This window comes from Bradyrhizobium sp. F1.13.3 (assembly GCF_040548265.1).
In the GTDB taxonomy this organism is placed as follows: Bacteria; Pseudomonadota; Alphaproteobacteria; order Rhizobiales; family Xanthobacteraceae; genus Bradyrhizobium.
Genome location: NZ_JBEPRI010000004.1, coordinates 499,468 through 515,433, shown reverse-complemented (window position 1 = coordinate 515,433; position 15,966 = coordinate 499,468). Strand labels below are relative to the sequence as shown.

Sequence of the window (15,966 nt, the reverse complement as noted above, 5' to 3'; positions counted from 1 at the left end):
GCGGGGCTTGGTGCGGATCTTCGCGGGTGTACAGGCGATGCGCGGGGTCGCTGCGCTGTCGGTGGTCTGCGGACACGCAATCAGTGCGCGACCCGATATGGTCGGGCCGGACCTTGCCGAGGGCGCGCTGACGATCCTTGCGAGCGGCGTCGACATCTTCTTCGTGATCTCCGGCTTCATCATCGCGACCACGGCGGCGGCACAACACAACCCGCTGGATTTCGCTTTCAGACGAGCCCTCCGAGTTTTTCCGCTCTATTGGCTGGTGTTGCTGGCGGCGTTTGTCAGCTCCTCCTGGATCGCGCTGGCACCGGGCGACCGCCCCGCCCTCGACCTCGGAACCATCTTCGCATGGACCTATCCGAACTGGTACCTTGCGCCGGCATGGTCGCTGGCTTTCGAACTGCACTTCTATGTTGCCGTCGCCGTCGTCCTGGCGATCAAGCCGGACCGGCTGTTCGAGATCTTGTTCGCGGGATTCGGCCTGGTCATTCTTGCTCTCGTCTTCGGCCTTGAGCTCGGGATCTACTTCCATCCGCTGGTGCTGGAATTCGGTGCCGGCGTTGTCATCGCCTATCTCCAGAGAAGCGGACGATTGCGCTTTTCGCGCCGCGTCCCAGCCGTTTCCGCGGGCCTGTTCGTGGCCGGCTGGTACTGGATTTTCGTGCACGGTGCGATCGACGCGCAGTTCGCGCGCGTCCTGACCTATGGCCTCGGCGCGGGATTGCTGATCCATGCTGTGGTCGCCGTCGAGATCGAAGGACGATCCTTCTCACGGGTCCTGCAATGGCTCGGCAAGGTTTCGTACTCGCTCTATATCGTCCATTATCTGGTGGTGAAATGGATCGCCAGCTTTGACGGACTGTGGCTTCTGTCGACCGTCGGCACAGTCATCGCCGGCATCCTGCTCTCCATCGGTCTCGCCGCCGCCTTGCACGTCGCCGTCGAGGCACCGATCCTCGATTGGGGGCGCAAGGCAAGTCGCAAGATAAGTCTGATGCGCAGACGCCGAACGATGCCGGCCGTTTCCTGATCATTTCCCGACGCTCGATTCCGGTCGCCGGCCACGAACAAACAAGGAACAAAAAGCGCGAGCCGGCATTGAACCTGAAAAGGAGAGATCGCCATGGCTGACAGGATCGCTGACAACACACAAAAGGATCCGAAGGATTGGGTCTCCGGCGACGACCCGATGACCGGTGCCCAGGAATCCTATCTCAAGACCCTCGCCGAGCAGGCCCACAGGGAGCTCCCCAAGGAGGATCTGACCAAGGCAGAGGCGTCAGAGCTGATCGACACGATGCGCCAGAAGGCCGGGCTCGAGAAATAGACGGCTTCAGCATTTCGAACCACGGGAGATGGGCGGCGGCTGACAGGAAGGCCGCCGCCGATTTTCGCGAAGCGCCAATTTGCGGCAGCGAAACGCCAACCAGAGGCCGTCATGGGCCATTGGAGGCATCGATGCTGGCGAAGAGCACCGCGATCACGCAGTCAACTGCGCGTCACCGTAATTCGCAATTCGCCTCGGATGGGCGAATATCCGGCATCACGGTCATTGCCGGATCACTTCGGCAGACCACGAATTGCCAACTTGGCGACCGTAACAACGACGAAGGCAACCGCCCCGTAAACGATGGCATTCACGGCCCAAGTGATGGCGACGCCCAAGAAAACCGAACTGCCGACAGCTCCCCAGAAAAGGTAAGCTGCAGATATGCCCGGCATCTCCCATGCCATCACAGCGATGGAGTAGTCGGTGAGCTGCTCCATCACGAGCAGCACCGCCGAGACGAGCGCCCCGATTGCCAGTGCGGTGATGAGAACCGATTTCATTGTCTTCAAAGCCCCAACAGACCCATCAGTATCGGAATCATAAAAAAGGCTGCCAGACCGAGGAGGCCTCCTACGGCAACCTTCACCCAACGCCGTTGGATTTTCGGCTCGAGCCACGTCGCCACTTTGACCCAGAGCGCATACGCCCATCCAGCAACAATCGAGCGGATAAGTGAAAACAGAAGCTCGCCTAGAATACTGGCCATAGCGGTTAGTCGCGCCATCGCCGCGAGCAGTTCATCTGCGAACGGCTAAACAACCCTGTCCACCCGTGAGTGAGGTGCCCAGACTCTGCGGTTGGCGTCACCGTTCTGACGGCCCAGTTAGCGCTGGGGCGCTTCGTGAAGGGGCTAGTTTTCTAGCGCTTGAGCACTGCCATCGCAATTCATGCCCGTCGTTGGCGCGCTCGGCGCGGCATCGTGACTGCTGCCATCAGGGTGGCAGCAGCGGTGTGCGACGAGCCCCGCGATGCCGCTCAAATCTGCGGTCAACCAAAGGACATGCCATGAAGTTCGCCTCCACTCGCCTGATCGCCACCGACATCAAAATCATGGTTTCGTTCTACGAAATGGTAACCGGAGCTTCCGCCGAATGGCTCGCGCCGGTGTTCGCCAAGATCGTGACGCCGGGCGCCAACCTGGCAATCGGCGCAGCCGAGACGGTCGCGCTCTGGAAAGAAAACAGTGCCGAGCCCGGCGCAAACCGCACCGCCGTGATCGAGTTTCAGGTTGAAGACATCGATGCGGATTATGAGCGCCTGAAAGACAAGATCACGCTGGTGCATGAGCTGAAAACGATGCCATGGGGCAACAGGACGTTCCAGTTTCGTGACCCCGAAGGCACCGCAGTATCGCTCTTCATGCCGCCGACCGAGGAGGCCGGAAAGCCCCTCGCGGCGCAATAGGGGCGGTGGCGGCAGATCTGCCCTCATAATGTTGCCAGTGGCGTGTGTGCAGCACTGGATTTGCGGTGAAGGTGCATTGAAATTCGCCGGCTGATTTACTTCATCGGCCGGCTTCGCCCTCACGCACACGTGCGCCCGCCCCCTGCCCCTCGCCCCACTTTCCTGCTATCTCCTACCCCCGCCGTCCCGGCCCAAACCAAAAATCCTCCATCCGTTCAAGGGAGCAACAACCATGCGATACCTCCACACCATGCTGCGCGTGCGCAATCTCGATGTTGCGCTGAAGTTCTATCAGGATGCGCTGGGGCTGAAGGAGGTGCGGCGGATCGAGAACGACAAGGGGCGTTTCACGCTGGTGTTCCTGTGCTCGTCGGACGATCTCGAGGCGCTGAAGAAGCAGCCACGGTCGCGCGGCGCGCCGCTGGTCGAGCTCACCTGGAATTGGGACGAGGAGAAATATGGCGAGGATCGCTTCTTCGGCCATCTCGCCTATGAGGTCGACGACATCTATGCGACCTGCGAGAAGCTGATGAAGGCGGGCGTCACCATCAACCGTCCGCCGCGCGACGGCAACATGGCCTTCGTGCGCTCGCCCGATTTGCACTCGATCGAGATCTTGCAGAAGGGCGACCCGAAGCCTCCGCAGGAGCCGTGGTCGTCGATGCCCAACATCGGCCATTGGTAGAGCCTTTCCGCGGGAACCAGCCTTGGCCCTAAACGTTCTCTCTTCGACAATGCAATTGGAGGAGGACGCGATGGGACGCGGAATTTTGTTATGGATGTTGGGTGTGCCGATCCCGGTGATCATCTTGCTGTGGCTGTTCTTCGGCCGCTGATCGCCTGACCAGCTTTGCCCTGCAATGAAAGCTCCGCCTCGGGCGGAGCTTTTTGCATGCCGACCTTTTTGCATGTGGACCTTTCTGCATGAGAGGATTGGCGCAATCGCGCATCGCTCGCGGCGGCGGATTCCGCTATCACCCGCGACACCAAGAAACTCCTGGGGAGGATGATGTGCCGGAGCAAAAGCTGACGATCTGGGGCCGTGCCAATTCGGTCAACGTGCAGAAAGTTCTGTGGTGCCTCACCGAGCTCGGCCTGGCTTATGAGCGCATCGACGCCGGCATGGCCTTTGGCAAGACTCGCGAGGCCGACTATCTCGCGATGAACCCGAATGCGCGGATCCCGACGCTGGTCGAGGGCGATTTCACGCTGTGGGAATCCAATTCGATCATGCGCTATCTCTGCCTCGCGCACGGGCGCGGCACGCCGATCTATCCCGAGGCGCCGAAGCTGCGTGCCAGCGTCGACCGCTGGCTCGACTGGACGCTGTCGATGGTGCAGCCGGTCGACCGCCCGGTGTTCTGGGGCATCGTGCGCACGGCGCCCGCCGAGCGCGACATGATCCAGGTGCAGAAGGATGCCGATGCCGCCGCCGAGGTCTGGGCCATCGCCGACCGCCTGCTCTCCACGCGCCCGTTCATGGACGGCGATGCGTTCACCCTCGCCGACATCGCGATCGGCGCCTATGCGCGGCGCTGGCTCGGCGTCGAGGGCATCACCCGGCCCGCGCAGCCGCATCTGACGCGCTGGCTCGCCGAGCTCGGCAAACGGCCCGGTTTTGCACAATTTGTGGCACCGCCGATGTCGTGAGCGGTGACGCGGCTTAAAGTTCGTTGAGAGCACGATGAATCGGCGTTCTCGCGCCCGCCGCCGGGAGCTAGCGGCTACTGTGCATGGGGTTGTTTTCGCGTTTTTTTGTTTAAGGCCAGCCGCGCTCGAACAGAAGCACGCAGACGATCAGCACAAGGGTGACGGCCGCGGTGGCGAGCCGCGCGGTCCAGCTCAGACCGCGGCCGCTCCACCACAGCAGCGCGCAATACATCACGAATGGAACGATGATCTCGGGCCGCATGATGTCCGGTGGCATGGGGCTTCAGCGCCTGATCGTGGTCTCGACGCTGATCGAGCCGCCGATCTTGACGCAGGTGCCGGTGCTCTCGACCATGTGGAAGCCGCGGCCATAGGCGGCGCAGGAGCCCGCTTTCGCGCTTCCGCCGGCACCCTTCAGCGGCAAGGCCTTGCCGGCCTGTGGGCGCTCCGCAGGCGGAAGACGCAAGGCTTCAGCCGCGGCCGCGGACATGGTCAGCAACGAGATCAGGATGAGGAGCGGCGCACGCATGCGGGCCGTTCTAGCCCGGACCGGCGCCGCGCGCCATCAGGGCGCTTCAGATGAACTTGATGCCGGCCGATTTGCCGCGGCGCCAGACCACCTGGCAGCTCCGCCCGGTCCGCGCATCCCGCGCGAACGCCATCCGGATCACGCCCGGGAGCTGGCTCGTATCCTCGTCCAGCGTGATCTTGGCGCCCGTGGCGGAGATGTCCTGGACCAGGCATTGCCGCGCCGCGAACCCGCCTTCGAGCGTGATCCAGGCGTGCTGCGACAGCGACTTGCGGGCTGCGCGCTTCTTGGGCGGTGGCATCGGCTCAAATTCTCCCAGTCCAGCGCTAGCTCAGGGAACCTAAGAAACCGTTGAATTCGCCCCGACTGATCCTGGGCGGGAGGCTATCATCGGTGCCAAAAGACCGTTCCCGAACGGCTTGCCCAGGGCGCCAAAGGCCATTATAGGTTCGCCCGCTGCAGCCGCCGGGCATGACTCGGGCGGCCAGCGGCCCTGCCCCGAAAAACGGCGGGGCCCTGGGTTTGCTCCCTTCGTCTATCGGTTAGGACGCCACCCTTTCACGGTGGAGAGAGCGGTTCGATTCCGCTAGGGAGCGCCATTATCCGGGCGTCTGGATGACACGGCGAAATCTGCCACCCCGCATGAACCTCGCTGCCCCTCGCCTCCGACCAATGTCCAGACGGAACCGGATGCAGGCCCATGGCGCAGCATAAATCTCCCTCGGACGATCAGGCCGGGATTGCCTCGCCGGCGCCGCCGCCATGGATCCACCGTACGGCAGCTTACGCCCCGGAGCGCCGCGCCAGAATGCTGGAGCACATGGCGCGCGCCAGATCGCGGCCTCGGGCCACGGCTGCGCCGGAGCCGTCGCCTACGGCCGGTGCGAACATACTCGCTGACGCCTGCGGCTACGCCGTCCTGTTCGGCATCATCGCGCTCCTGTTTCAGTCGCGCGTTCCGCTCTACCTCGGCGCCTTCCTCTTCTTCACCGATGGCGAGCGCATCGAACTCGCTCTTGGAAAGATCGGCATTCGTCTCGAGCCCGGCACGATCGGGGCCGACATCATCAAGGGCTTCGTATCCCTGTTCGGATGGTTCGCGCTGCTGGCCTCGCTGAAAGCGTCCGTCCCCGATTGGCTCGCGGCATGGATGCTTCGGGACGCATCGTGGTCCTTGCTCGCCGGCATCGCGCTTCTGCTCGCCATCGTCGAAGCGTTCGCAACGCGCGCGATGCGGCATGCATTGCCGTGGTTCGGACTTGAGAGCCGACCGGACAGCCTGGCTTGCGCGACGATCAAGTTCGTCATGGCCATTGGCGTGCTGGCTCTGCTGGTGCTGCTCGGATGACGCGATCGTGAGGTCACGGGCCTCATAATCGCGGCGCTATGCCGCCCGTCCCGATCCGCGCATTTACCAGAAATTTACCCCTGCTCGTGAGCGCCGGTATCATTTGCTTAGAATTTGGCTGGTACCGTGGAATTACGGAAAGCCTCCGAAACACGATTGGCGCCCATGTCCGTCGCAGAGTTCCTCAGACAGCGTGCCGTGCAAGTCACCGTGAGTGGCAGCTACTCGCTGCCGCGCTGGTACGATTGCGAGGGCAAGCTGCGTACCTTCGCCTGCCGCACCAGCCGCGTGTCACCGTTCCGCATGATGGTCGACGTTCCCGTGGTCGGAAAGGTCGGCGAGCGCGTGACATCTTACTTCCAGGATTTCGGCGAATTCCAATGCACCATCAGCGCGACGCTGAAATTGGGCTTCCTGATGGAGCTCGAGATGACGCGGGCCCGGCGCGCCTGGATGTCGGAAAAGCTGACCTGGCTCGAGAAGAAGCAGAAGGACGCCAGCGTCCAGGAGCTGCGGCGTGACGCCCGCTTCGTTCCGCAGGTCGCGCACACCTTCCTGACGCTCGCCGACGGCAGCACCCATGCCTGCTTCATCATCGACGTCTCCACGGCCGGTGTCGCGATATCCTGCGAATACGACCCTCCAGTGGGAACTCCGCTTGCGGTCGGCGCTTGCGTCGGGCGCGTGATCCGCAAATTCGAAAACGGCTTTGCGGTCAAATTCGCCGAAAAGCAGTCGCGGGACGACGTCGTCCGGCTGATCGTCCGCTCGCCCATGCTGCAATCGGCCTGATCCTCCGGCTGCGCCGCCCTATCGCAGCCCTATTTCGAGATAAGCTTTTGAAGGTCCGCGTCTCGTGCCGTGGACCATCTGCAGACTTGCGATCGGGGGACCGAATGGCAGTCGAGAAAATTACGGTCGAAAAGATCAGAGTCGAAAAGATCACCTGGGACAAGGTCGGCCGGGTCACCGAGCCCGGACGCTACATGTACACCTTCGGCTGGCTCACCATCACCGCCGGCGATCTCGATATCTGGAAGCAATATCCGCAGGCCGCGTTCACGCTGATGGCGCAGCATTTCGAGCCGAACGCATCCATCGGCGAGGAATTCCATCTCGGCGCCTTCGACGTCGCGCCCGACACACCGCCGCCGTTCACCACGCATTGAGACAGTCAAACCGGGGCTGGGGATCGGCTGGAACTCAGGCCGCGACGGGAACGCGTGGCATGGGCGTTGCTTTACCATGGCCATGACTCACATCCCCGCTGTCGATCAGGCCTTCCTGCTGTTGCTCATCGTGTTCTGCCTTGGCACGTGCCTCATACGCGCGTTCTGGGAGCTGGAGCAGGTCCGGACACGCCGGATCGCATCATCCTCCCGCGCGACGAAGCGTGACTAGACCGGCCCGACCGGCCGCGCGTCGGCCGGACGGGACGATCCCGTCTCTGGACTTGGCGCGGCGACACGTGCATCGTGAATCGAAGAAACCTGCACATTGCCTTGATCTGACTTACCAATCGCGATCCGATGACGGGCGCGCGACCGTTGTCATGGATGACGAGGTGGTTCTGTCATGCAATTGATTGCCCTCTGTATTCTTCACCTCGGCGACTGTCCTGATGAACGCAGGCTGTCGCGCTTGTTAAGAGACGCGACAGCTAGCGCATGACACAAGGTCGCATCGGTGAATGTAGATAAGCGGATCAAGGGAACCTATTTTCGGCGCCGATGTACCTGATTGAAGCGTTACCCACCGTCATCGGAACGGCCGCCATCGCCCCGGCGCTGCTGATGCTGTGGCTTGTCATTGCCGCCGAGGAACGCCCGGGACCGCCGGCCCAGGTCTGGACAGCGTTCCTGCTCGGTGCGGCCAGCATTTCGCTGCTGGGCCTAGCCCGCGCCCCTTTCGCCAGGATGGTCGCGGCCCCGGATGACCCGTGGGCGGCGCTGGCCATGCATTCGATCTTCGGGGTCGCGCTGCCGGAGGAAGCGGTCAAGGTGATCGCCATCGTGCTGGTCGCCTCGACCAAGCGGCGGACCTTCGCCAATCCGATGGACACCGTCGTCTATGGCGCCGCGGTGGGCCTGGGCTTCGCCGCCTACGAGAACCTCGCCTATCTCGTCCAGCACGCCGAGATGTGGCGCTCGCTGGCCGCGTTGCGCAGCGTGCTGACCGTACCGTTCCACGGCGCGCTCGGCATCATCGCCGGCGCCTATCTGACCATCGCGCGCGCCGGCACGGCGCTGGGTGCGAACCGCCATCATCGCGACTGGGCCCGTCTCTCCAGCCGCCTGCTGATCTTCGCAGGCCCGCTCGCCCTGCATTCGGCGTTCGACTTCCCCCTGCTCACACTCCAGCGCATGCCGGATCTCGATCCGACGCTGCGGATGTGGCTGGGCGGCGCGAGCCTGCTGATCGGCTTCAGCTCGATCGCCTTCGCCATCCGCCTGGTGCGGCGCGTCGCGCGCCATCACGCGCCCCGGACTGACGTTGCGCGCGAGCGCCTCAGCCAGCTCCGCCGGATGTGGGCGTTGCTGCTCGCGGGCGGCGGCGTCGGCTTTCTCGGTCTCGCCTTCGTGCTGACCTCGATCCATCACTGGCTCATCAACCCCGAGCGCAATCTGACGCTGGCCCTGATCCCGATCGGCTTGGTTTCGATCCTGCTCGGCCTCGCACTTCTGATCGTCACGACCGCGATCTATGTTCTCGGCCGCAACCGCATCCGCACCGGCGGCGAAGGTTTTTCGTCGGCGCACGGCGGCGGCTGAGCCGCGGGTGGCAAGCGCGGTGTGCGCGTACTAGACTAGATTGAACACACACTTCTCGATCCGGAGCTTGCCAATGACATCGCCTGAGGATTTTTCCCGGCTGCAATCCGCCATGAGCCGGACGGTCAAGGCACATTGGAAGGCCTTCCTGTTCGAAGGCATCCTGCTTGCAGTGCTCGGCGTTGCCGCGCTGATCCTGCCGCCGCTCGCAAGCCTTGCGATCGCGATCTTCCTCGGCTGGATGTTCCTGATCAGCGGCATCGGCGGATTGATCGCCACCTATTGGGCGCGCAGCACGCCGGGCTTCTGGTGGTCGCTGATCTCGGCCGCGCTCGCCGTGCTCGCAGGCATGCTCCTGCTGGCGCGGCCGATGCAGGCCATCCTGACGCTGACCATCGTGCTCGGCGCCTATTTCCTCGCCGAGGGCGTCGCCACCATAATGTACGCACTGGAGCACCGCCGCGAGCCGGGCGGCCGCTGGTCGTGGCTCCTGATCTCGGGCCTCCTCGACATCGCGATCTCGTTCATGGTGATCACGGGATTGCCGAGCTCGGCCGAATGGGCGATCGGCATCCTCGTCGGCATCAACTTGCTGTTCGGCGGCGCCTCTTTGATCGGCATGGCGCTGGCGGCACGCAAAAGCAACAGTTAAGGCGCCCCGTGGCCATCCCGTCCATTGGGGGGTGACAACCCGCCGATCGCGCGCTATATGACGAGCCATGATCACCCTCGTCACCAGCTATTTTTGGTACTTTAGCTACGACAGCTCGCTGGCGGCAGGAGGATCGCGCTCAATCTGAAACATTGCAGCAAACGTCCGAACAAGCCGCCAGACCTGGCGGCTTTTTTATTGGCCGGCAGGGTCTCAAAATAATAGGAGCCCGCCGTGCTGAGCACGACCGACGATCTTCGTATCCGCGAACTGAAAGAGCTGAGCACGCCCGAAGAGGTGATGCGGGAAGTCCCGCGCACGCTCACGGCGACGCGCGTGGTGATGGCGGCACGCAACGCCATCCATGCGATCCTCAATGGCCAGGACGACCGGCTTCTGGTCGTGGTCGGCCCCTGCTCGGTGCACGATCCCAGGGCCGCGCTCGAATATGCCGAGCGCCTCGCGAGCTTGCGCGAAGAGCTTGCCGATCAGCTCGAAATCGTGATGCGGGTCTATTTCGAGAAGCCACGCACCACGGTTGGCTGGAAGGGCCTGATCAACGATCCTGATCTGGACGGCAGCTTCGACATCAACAAGGGCCTGCGGCTGGCGCGCAACGTGCTCTCGGCGGTGAATAATCTCGGCCTGCCCGCCGGCACCGAATTCCTCGATATGACGACGCCGCAATACATTGCGGACCTCGTGTCCTGGGCCGCGATCGGCGCGCGCACGACCGAAAGCCAGATCCATCGCGAGCTGGCCTCCGGGCTGTCCTGCCCGGTCGGATTCAAGAACGGCACCGACGGCAATGTGCGGATCGCGGCGGACGCGGTTAAGTCGGCCTCGAATCCGCATCATTTCATGGCGGTGACCAAGCTCGGCCGCTCGGCGATCGCCTCAACCGCGGGCAACGAGGATTGTCACATTATCCTGCGCGGCGGCAGCACGCCGAACTACGATGCGGCAAGCGTCGCGGCGGCCTGCAACGATCTGGCGAAAGCGAGCGTCGCACCGCTCGTGATGGTCGATGCGAGCCACGCCAATTCGAGCAAGAAGCCGGAAAACCAGCCGCTTGTGACGGCCGACATCGCCAAGCAGATTTCCGGCGGCGAGAACCGCATCATGGGGGTGATGATCGAGAGCAATCTCGTCGCCGGACGCCAGGATGTGGTGCCGGGCAAGCCGCTCGCCTATGGCCAGAGCATCACGGATGGCTGCATCGACTGGGCGACCACGGCAACCGTGCTCAAGCAGCTCGCTGACGCGGTCGAGATCCGGCGCAACACCAAGCGCGCAGGACTGCACGAGCGCTCCGCCTGACCGAACGATTGCGGGCGGGGTGAGGCTGTCGCACCCTGCCCGCCGTTGTGGCGCCTAGCAGCCGCGGCAGATGCTCTTGATCTTCTTGTCGAGCGCCTGATTTTCCTTGCTGAGGGGATCGTTCGGGTCGCTCAGGTTCTTCTCATTTGGCACGTCGCCGGCGCGCGGCTGCCGATGACCGACGGGCGCAGGCGGCAAAGTACCCGCCGATTGTCCCGAGGTCGTCGATCCCTTGCTTCCCGTCTGCGCGAAGCCGGCGCTGCCGAACACCGTCAGAAGGGACAGTGCCAGGATGATGCTTTTCATTTTGCTTCTCCATTCCTCGAGCCAGCATCTCCATCACGACCAATCAGGTCTCGGGCGGATAGAGGTGAACGTCGCCGCAATAATCCACGATACGATAGCGCGTTTCTTGATCTGCATCACGCGCATCAGGTGCGGTATTTTGCATCGGCAACACGTAATTCGGCCCCACCGGCGACTTGCCGGCGCCGCCGGGAATGTCGATGACATAGTCGGGCTGACACAGTCCGGACACCCGTCCGCGCAGCTGCCGCATCAAATTCTGGCCCTCGGCGAGCGTCGTTCGCAGATGCGACGTGCCGGGCGCGAGATCGCCGTGATGCAGATAATAGGGCTTGATCCGGCATTCGACGAAAGCTCGCATCAAATCCGACAGAGCGGTCAAATTGTCATTGACGCCGCGCAAAAGCACGGACTGGCTCACCATGGGAATCCCGGCATCGACCAGCCGCGCGCAGGCGGCACGCGCCGGCCCCGTCAGTTCGCGCGCATGGTTGGCATGCAGCGCCACCCAGGTGGTGGCGCCTTCGACCTTGAGCGCAGCCACCATCTCCTCGCTGATGCGCGCGGGCTCGGCCACCGGCACGCGGGTGTGAAGGCGGATGATCTTGACGTGATCGATGCCGGCAAGATCCGCCATGATCTCGCTCATCCGCCGCGGCGACAACATCAGGGGATCGCCCCCGGTCAGGATCACCTCCCAGATCTCGCTGTGCGATCGGATGTAGTCGATCGCCGCGCGATAGGCGCCGTCCGAGAGCGCGTTCTCCTTGCCGGGTCCGACCATCTCGCGGCGGAAGCAGAAGCGGCAATAGACCGCGCAGACGTGAACGAGCTTGAACAGCACGCGGTCAGGATAGCGATGCACGATCCCGGGAACCGGCGAGTGCGAATGATCGCCGATCGGATCTGCGTTCTCGCCCGGCTGCATCTCCAGCTCCGCGGCAGTCGGAACGAATTGCCGCGCGATGGGATCGTCGGGATCGGACCTGTCGATCAGGTCAACCAGTGCGGGGGTGATCGCAACCGCATAGCGTGCGGCAACGCGACCGAGCGCCGGCAGAGCCGTGGCCGGCGCCAGCTGCTCGACCACAAGTTCGGCCGGCTCGCGCAATGTGCGTGCAAGATTGCTCTTCGTCATGTCTCGCTTAACGTTTCATTTGCAGGCGGCGTCCAGACGACCTGATCAATTCGCGACGCGCCGCTTGCCAGCATCACCAGCCGGTCGAAGCCGAGCGCGACGCCGCTTGCCTCCGGCATCGCCGCGACCGCGGCCAGAAAGTCCTCGTCCAGCGGATAGGCTTCGCCGTAGCGGCGCTGCTTCTCCGCCATGGATTGCGTGAAGCGCTTGCGCTGCTCGTCGGCGTCGGTCAGTTCGCCAAAACCGTTGGCGAGCTCGACACCGCAGGCATAGACCTCGAACCGCTCGGCAACGCGGGGATCGCCCGCCTTCACGCGCGCCAGTGCCGCCTCTGGAGATGGGTATTCGAACAGAATGGTCAAACGGCCCTGCCCCAGATGCGGCTCGACATGCTCGACCAGAATCTTGCTGAAGATGTCGGACCAGGTGTCGTCCTCGGCCACCCGGACCTTGCGGGCAGCTGCCCGGGCGAGCGCGGCGCGGTCGCCCTCGCCGCCGGAAATGGTCGCAAGCAGGTCGATTCCCGCAAACTGCTCGAAGGCGCCGGCAACCGTCACAAGCTCCGGCTCGGCGAAGGGATCGGCGGTCCTGCCGCGGAAGGCGAAGGTGCCGATACCGGTCGCCTGGGCCGCGCGGGCGATGAGGACGACGCAGTCGGCCATGATGGCGTCGTAGGGGGCGTCTGCCCGGTACCATTCCAGCATGGTGAATTCGGGCAAATGCAGGTCGCCGCGCTCGCGGTCCCGGAACACCCGGGCGAACTCGAAAATCCGGGTCTCTCCGGCCGCCAGCAGCTTCTTGCAGGCGAATTCCGGCGAAGTCCGCAGATATCGGCTCACACGGCTGCCGTCGGGTCGCATGATCTCCGTCCGGGGGGCGTGCAGGTGGGTCTCATTGCCGGGGGAGACTTGGAGAACGGAGGTTTCGACCTCGACGAAGCCCTCCTCCGCGAAAAATCCCCGTAGAGCCCCGGTGATGGCCCCCTTGGCCTGCAGGAATGGCCGGCGGTCGAGATGCCGCGAAGGCGACCAGTACGGCGACATCGGCTTGTCCCCAGCCATTAGCCGGCCGCCCCGCAGGCCAGCAAAATGCTGGCATCCAACGGCAAAACCAGTATGTTGCGGCCCGAAACAGGTGCCGCGGTCTGATTTGGGGCCCCAGGTCCCCCATCAATTTGACCACGTCCTGGCCCGAGCCGGGCCAAGCAAGCAGGAAATACAGCTTTGAGAGTCATCGCCAGTTCTATTCGCAAGGGCAACGTGATCGAGCAAGACGGCAAGCTATATGTCGTCGTGACCGCCGAGAACATCCATCCCGGCAAGGGCACCCCGGTCAGCCAGATCGAAATGCGCCGAATCTCGGACGGGGTAAAGATCTCCGAGCGCTACAAGACCACCGACCAGGTCGAGAAGGCCACGATCGAAGAGCGCAACTTCACCTATCTCTATGAAGACGGTGACGGTTTCCACTTCATGAACCCGGAAACCTATGACCAGGTCCAGGTGTCCAAGGACGTCATCGGCGACGCCGCGGCCTATCTTCAGGAGAGCATGACCGTCAAATTGTCGACCCATGACGTCAACGTGGTATCGATCGCGTTGCCGCAGCGCGTGACGCTGGAAGTGGTCGAGACCGAGCCCGTGACAAAGGGCCAGACCGCTTCCTCGTCCTACAAGCCCGCGATTTTGTCGAACGGCGTGCGCACCACGGTGCCGCCGCACATCGCCGTCGGCACCCGAATCGTCGTGATGACCGAAGACGGCTCCTACTCCGAACGCGCCAAGGACTGACGGGGCCAAAGCGAGCGCAACAGGTGCCGCCGGGGGGCGAGACAGTGGTTGGGAAAAGTTTCCGCTTCGTCTCGCAACTTCTGGCGTCGCTTTCGCTCCTCATTGCCTCTCCGCTCGCTGCGGATGAGTTCCGCAGCCCCTCGCTCACGGCGCTGCGCGTCGATTGGCGCGCGGCGCTCGACCAGCTCCGCACCGAAATCAACACCCATCCACGGGCCGCGGACGATTTCATCTTCGCCCCCCGTCGTTCGGTGCCGCGCTACGATCCACGTGCAATGCCGGCGCTGGTGCAGCTCAACGCGATCTCTTCGCAATTTTTCACCGGCATCGCCCGCAGCTCCGTGCCCGTGCTGCTGCCGTTCGACACAGCCGCTTATTTCGAAGCACGGCGCAATGGCGCGCCGACGACCCTCGCGCTGTCGCGCTACCAGGCCGACTTCAGTTCCGTCGACATGTTCGATGCCGGCCCCGCCGGCTACAGCGCGACCTTTTCGTTCGAGCCTGGCGCCGGAGACGGCATGCCGAGCCGGGTGTTCGCAAGGCCGGTCGAGGTGCAGATCACGGGTTCTGCGCTCGTCTATGACATTGCCGATCCCTCGGGCGGCAAGGGCGACCCGGTCAAACCGCTCGCGGCGCTCTACCCGGACCTGCGCAAGTTCATCAGGGAAGGCTATGTGCGCTACGCTTTCACCCGTTTCGGCGTCGCCTATGTAGTGTCGATCCAATGCCTCGATAGCGTCGCCAAGCCGCGGCGACTTGCCTGCAAGGAGGCCTATCCGGTCGCCGAACGCTTCCTGAAGGCGCTGCGCGTGGCCGGCGGCCAGCGCATGCGGCCGCTGACGGACATCGCTTCCAACATTCTCGATCGTCCCGGGGTACGTTCCCCGGACTTCACCTACCGGCCGAGCGGCGACATCATCCCGAACACCGGCTATCGCAAGCAGGGCGGCCATCCCGACTTGATGGCCTACGCACAGATCCGCTTTCCTCTCGATAAGGCGCCCGCGTTCGTACACTCGCAATCCTATGCCAAGCGCGACAAGATGGAGAGCACGACCGCCTATCCCTGGCGGGACAATTTTTGCGAGTCCCGCAGTTTCGAGGTCTGGCAATGCGGCGGCGGTTATGGCCATCAGGGCGAGGACATCCGCGCGGCCGAGTGCCCGCCGCCCGGTGAAGGCCGCCAAGCCTGTGATCCCAAGCAGCGCGCCGTCGTCGCCGTGCGGGATGCGAGGGTCATACGCGCCTCCAAGGACCAGGCCGTGACGCTGCAAATCAACAGCCGGACCGAGCACATCCGTTTCCGCTACATGCATATGAACCCGCAGGCGCTGAACGCAGATGGCCTGCTCAATGGCCGCATCGTATCGGAGGGCGAGAAGATCGGCGTGGTCTCGAACTATCTCGACCATCCCGCCGGCACCTCGATGCACCTGCATTTCGACGTGCAGGTGTTCACTCGCGACGGCTGGATCTGGGTCAGTCCTTACGTCACGCTCGTCTCGGCGTACGAGCGCCTGATCCGCGCCCGCGGCCGCGAGGTCGGCCCGGAGATCGCCGGCACGCCGCAGCCCGTGGCGCATGCGCTACCGGAGGACGTGCTCAAGCCGGACCTGCGCGAGGGATCGGGCGGCGACGAGAACTGACGGCTTGCTCCTTCCATTGCCAGGCAGTGCAACAGCGTGTTTGTCGCACACACCGCCCGCTGGAAGGCCGAAGGAACTG

The 15,966-nt window shown here is 63.7% G+C and carries 21 protein-coding genes and 1 tRNA gene; 15 read left to right on the top strand and 7 right to left on the bottom strand.

Annotation, left to right across the window (positions count from 1 at the left end; translation table 11 throughout):
• The first annotated feature begins 10 nt into the window (after nt 1-10).
• Nucleotides 11-1,033 (top strand): acyltransferase family protein, encoded by a 1,023-nt coding sequence (locus ABIB66_RS14870; protein WP_354254965.1) that lies wholly within the window; start codon nt 11-13, stop codon nt 1,031-1,033.
• A gap of 93 nt (nt 1,034-1,126) precedes the next feature.
• Nucleotides 1,127-1,330 carry a DUF3072 domain-containing protein gene (locus tag ABIB66_RS14865; RefSeq protein WP_354203573.1) on the top strand — a complete coding sequence of 68 codons (204 nt, stop codon included), beginning with the start codon at nt 1,127-1,129 and terminating at the stop codon, nt 1,328-1,330.
• 233 nt (nt 1,331-1,563) lie between these two features.
• Here the strand turns inward: ABIB66_RS14865 and ABIB66_RS14860 are convergent, their stop codons facing one another.
• Nucleotides 1,564-1,833 (bottom strand): hypothetical protein, encoded by a 270-nt coding sequence (locus ABIB66_RS14860; protein ID WP_275174567.1) that lies wholly within the window; start codon nt 1,831-1,833, stop codon nt 1,564-1,566.
• A gap of 505 nt (nt 1,834-2,338) precedes the next feature.
• Between ABIB66_RS14860 and ABIB66_RS14855 the strand changes: the two genes are divergently transcribed.
• The 3 genes from ABIB66_RS14855 to ABIB66_RS14845 all read left to right on the top strand — a co-directional run bounded on the left by ABIB66_RS14855 (nt 2,339) and on the right by ABIB66_RS14845 (nt 4,387).
• Nucleotides 2,339-2,737 (top strand): VOC family protein, encoded by a 399-nt coding sequence (locus ABIB66_RS14855; RefSeq protein WP_354203575.1) that lies wholly within the window; start codon nt 2,339-2,341, stop codon nt 2,735-2,737.
• A 232-nt stretch (nt 2,738-2,969) separates the two neighbouring features.
• The gene (locus tag ABIB66_RS14850; protein WP_354203577.1) at nt 2,970-3,422 is read left to right on the top strand and encodes a VOC family protein; all 453 of its coding nucleotides are present in this window, start codon (nt 2,970-2,972) and stop codon (nt 3,420-3,422) included.
• A 326-nt stretch (nt 3,423-3,748) separates the two neighbouring features.
• A complete protein-coding gene (locus tag ABIB66_RS14845; RefSeq protein ID WP_354203579.1) occupies nt 3,749-4,387 on the top strand; it encodes a glutathione S-transferase family protein in 639 nt (212 codons plus the stop codon).
• Between the two features lie 109 nt (nt 4,388-4,496).
• Here the strand turns inward: ABIB66_RS14845 and ABIB66_RS14840 are convergent, their stop codons facing one another.
• Genes ABIB66_RS14840 through ABIB66_RS14830 form a run of 3 tightly spaced genes read right to left on the bottom strand, consistent with a single transcriptional unit; the run spans nt 4,497 to nt 5,217 of the window.
• Entirely contained in the window at nt 4,497-4,664 is a 168-nt protein-coding gene (locus tag ABIB66_RS14840) for a hypothetical protein (RefSeq protein ID WP_354203581.1), read from the bottom strand.
• A 6-nt stretch (nt 4,665-4,670) separates the two neighbouring features.
• Nucleotides 4,671-4,916 (bottom strand): hypothetical protein, encoded by a 246-nt coding sequence (locus tag ABIB66_RS14835; RefSeq protein ID WP_354203583.1) that lies wholly within the window; start codon nt 4,914-4,916, stop codon nt 4,671-4,673.
• A 46-nt stretch (nt 4,917-4,962) separates the two neighbouring features.
• Nucleotides 4,963-5,217 (bottom strand): PilZ domain-containing protein, encoded by a 255-nt coding sequence (locus ABIB66_RS14830; RefSeq protein WP_354203585.1) that lies wholly within the window; start codon nt 5,215-5,217, stop codon nt 4,963-4,965.
• A 223-nt stretch (nt 5,218-5,440) separates the two neighbouring features.
• On the opposite strand from ABIB66_RS14830, the gene ABIB66_RS14825 reads away from it, so the two are divergent.
• The 8 genes from ABIB66_RS14825 to ABIB66_RS14790 all read left to right on the top strand — a co-directional run bounded on the left by ABIB66_RS14825 (nt 5,441) and on the right by ABIB66_RS14790 (nt 11,007).
• Nucleotides 5,441-5,515: transfer RNA gene (locus ABIB66_RS14825), tRNA-Glu, on the top strand.
• A gap of 101 nt (nt 5,516-5,616) precedes the next feature.
• The gene (locus tag ABIB66_RS14820) at nt 5,617-6,264 is read left to right on the top strand and encodes a hypothetical protein (RefSeq protein WP_354254964.1); all 648 of its coding nucleotides are present in this window, start codon (nt 5,617-5,619) and stop codon (nt 6,262-6,264) included.
• A 165-nt stretch (nt 6,265-6,429) separates the two neighbouring features.
• Entirely contained in the window at nt 6,430-7,056 is a 627-nt protein-coding gene (locus ABIB66_RS14815; RefSeq protein ID WP_007609965.1) for a pilus assembly protein PilZ, read from the top strand.
• A 104-nt stretch (nt 7,057-7,160) separates the two neighbouring features.
• The gene (locus ABIB66_RS14810) at nt 7,161-7,433 is read left to right on the top strand and encodes a hypothetical protein (protein ID WP_473317961.1); all 273 of its coding nucleotides are present in this window, start codon (nt 7,161-7,163) and stop codon (nt 7,431-7,433) included.
• Nucleotides 7,434-7,509: 76 nt separating this feature from the next.
• Nucleotides 7,510-7,665, top strand: a complete 156-nt coding sequence (locus ABIB66_RS14805; protein WP_275172004.1) for a hypothetical protein — start codon at nt 7,510-7,512, stop codon at nt 7,663-7,665.
• A gap of 329 nt (nt 7,666-7,994) precedes the next feature.
• The gene (locus ABIB66_RS14800) at nt 7,995-9,035 is read left to right on the top strand and encodes a PrsW family glutamic-type intramembrane protease (protein WP_354254963.1); all 1,041 of its coding nucleotides are present in this window, start codon (nt 7,995-7,997) and stop codon (nt 9,033-9,035) included.
• A 73-nt stretch (nt 9,036-9,108) separates the two neighbouring features.
• On the top strand, nt 9,109-9,687 hold the full coding sequence (locus ABIB66_RS14795; RefSeq protein ID WP_354203593.1) for an HdeD family acid-resistance protein: 579 nt from the start codon (nt 9,109-9,111) through the stop codon (nt 9,685-9,687).
• A 234-nt stretch (nt 9,688-9,921) separates the two neighbouring features.
• Nucleotides 9,922-11,007 (top strand): 3-deoxy-7-phosphoheptulonate synthase, encoded by a 1,086-nt coding sequence (locus ABIB66_RS14790; protein WP_354203595.1) that lies wholly within the window; start codon nt 9,922-9,924, stop codon nt 11,005-11,007.
• Nucleotides 11,008-11,061: 54 nt separating this feature from the next.
• Here the strand turns inward: ABIB66_RS14790 and ABIB66_RS14785 are convergent, their stop codons facing one another.
• From ABIB66_RS14785 to epmA, 3 genes are read right to left on the bottom strand one after another with little or no spacing between them, the layout of a single operon-like run.
• Entirely contained in the window at nt 11,062-11,313 is a 252-nt protein-coding gene (locus tag ABIB66_RS14785; RefSeq protein WP_275172000.1) for a hypothetical protein, read from the bottom strand.
• A 43-nt stretch (nt 11,314-11,356) separates the two neighbouring features.
• Nucleotides 11,357-12,451, bottom strand: coding sequence for a lysine-2,3-aminomutase-like protein (locus ABIB66_RS14780; protein WP_354203597.1), 1,095 nt, complete (start codon nt 12,449-12,451; stop codon nt 11,357-11,359).
• Complete coding sequence (gene epmA, locus ABIB66_RS14775; protein WP_354203599.1) at nt 12,448-13,512, bottom strand: EF-P lysine aminoacylase EpmA; 1,065 nt, start codon at nt 13,510-13,512, stop codon at nt 12,448-12,450. Before epmA ends, ABIB66_RS14780 begins: the two co-directional genes overlap by 4 nt.
• 162 nt (nt 13,513-13,674) lie before the next feature.
• Between epmA and efp the strand changes: the two genes are divergently transcribed.
• The gene (gene efp / locus ABIB66_RS14770; RefSeq protein ID WP_027569909.1) at nt 13,675-14,241 is read left to right on the top strand and encodes an elongation factor P; all 567 of its coding nucleotides are present in this window, start codon (nt 13,675-13,677) and stop codon (nt 14,239-14,241) included.
• Nucleotides 14,242-14,264: 23 nt separating this feature from the next.
• Nucleotides 14,265-15,887 carry a M23 family metallopeptidase gene (locus ABIB66_RS14765; protein ID WP_354054685.1) on the top strand — a complete coding sequence of 541 codons (1,623 nt, stop codon included), beginning with the start codon at nt 14,265-14,267 and terminating at the stop codon, nt 15,885-15,887.
• Nucleotides 15,888-15,966 lie beyond the last annotated feature (79 nt).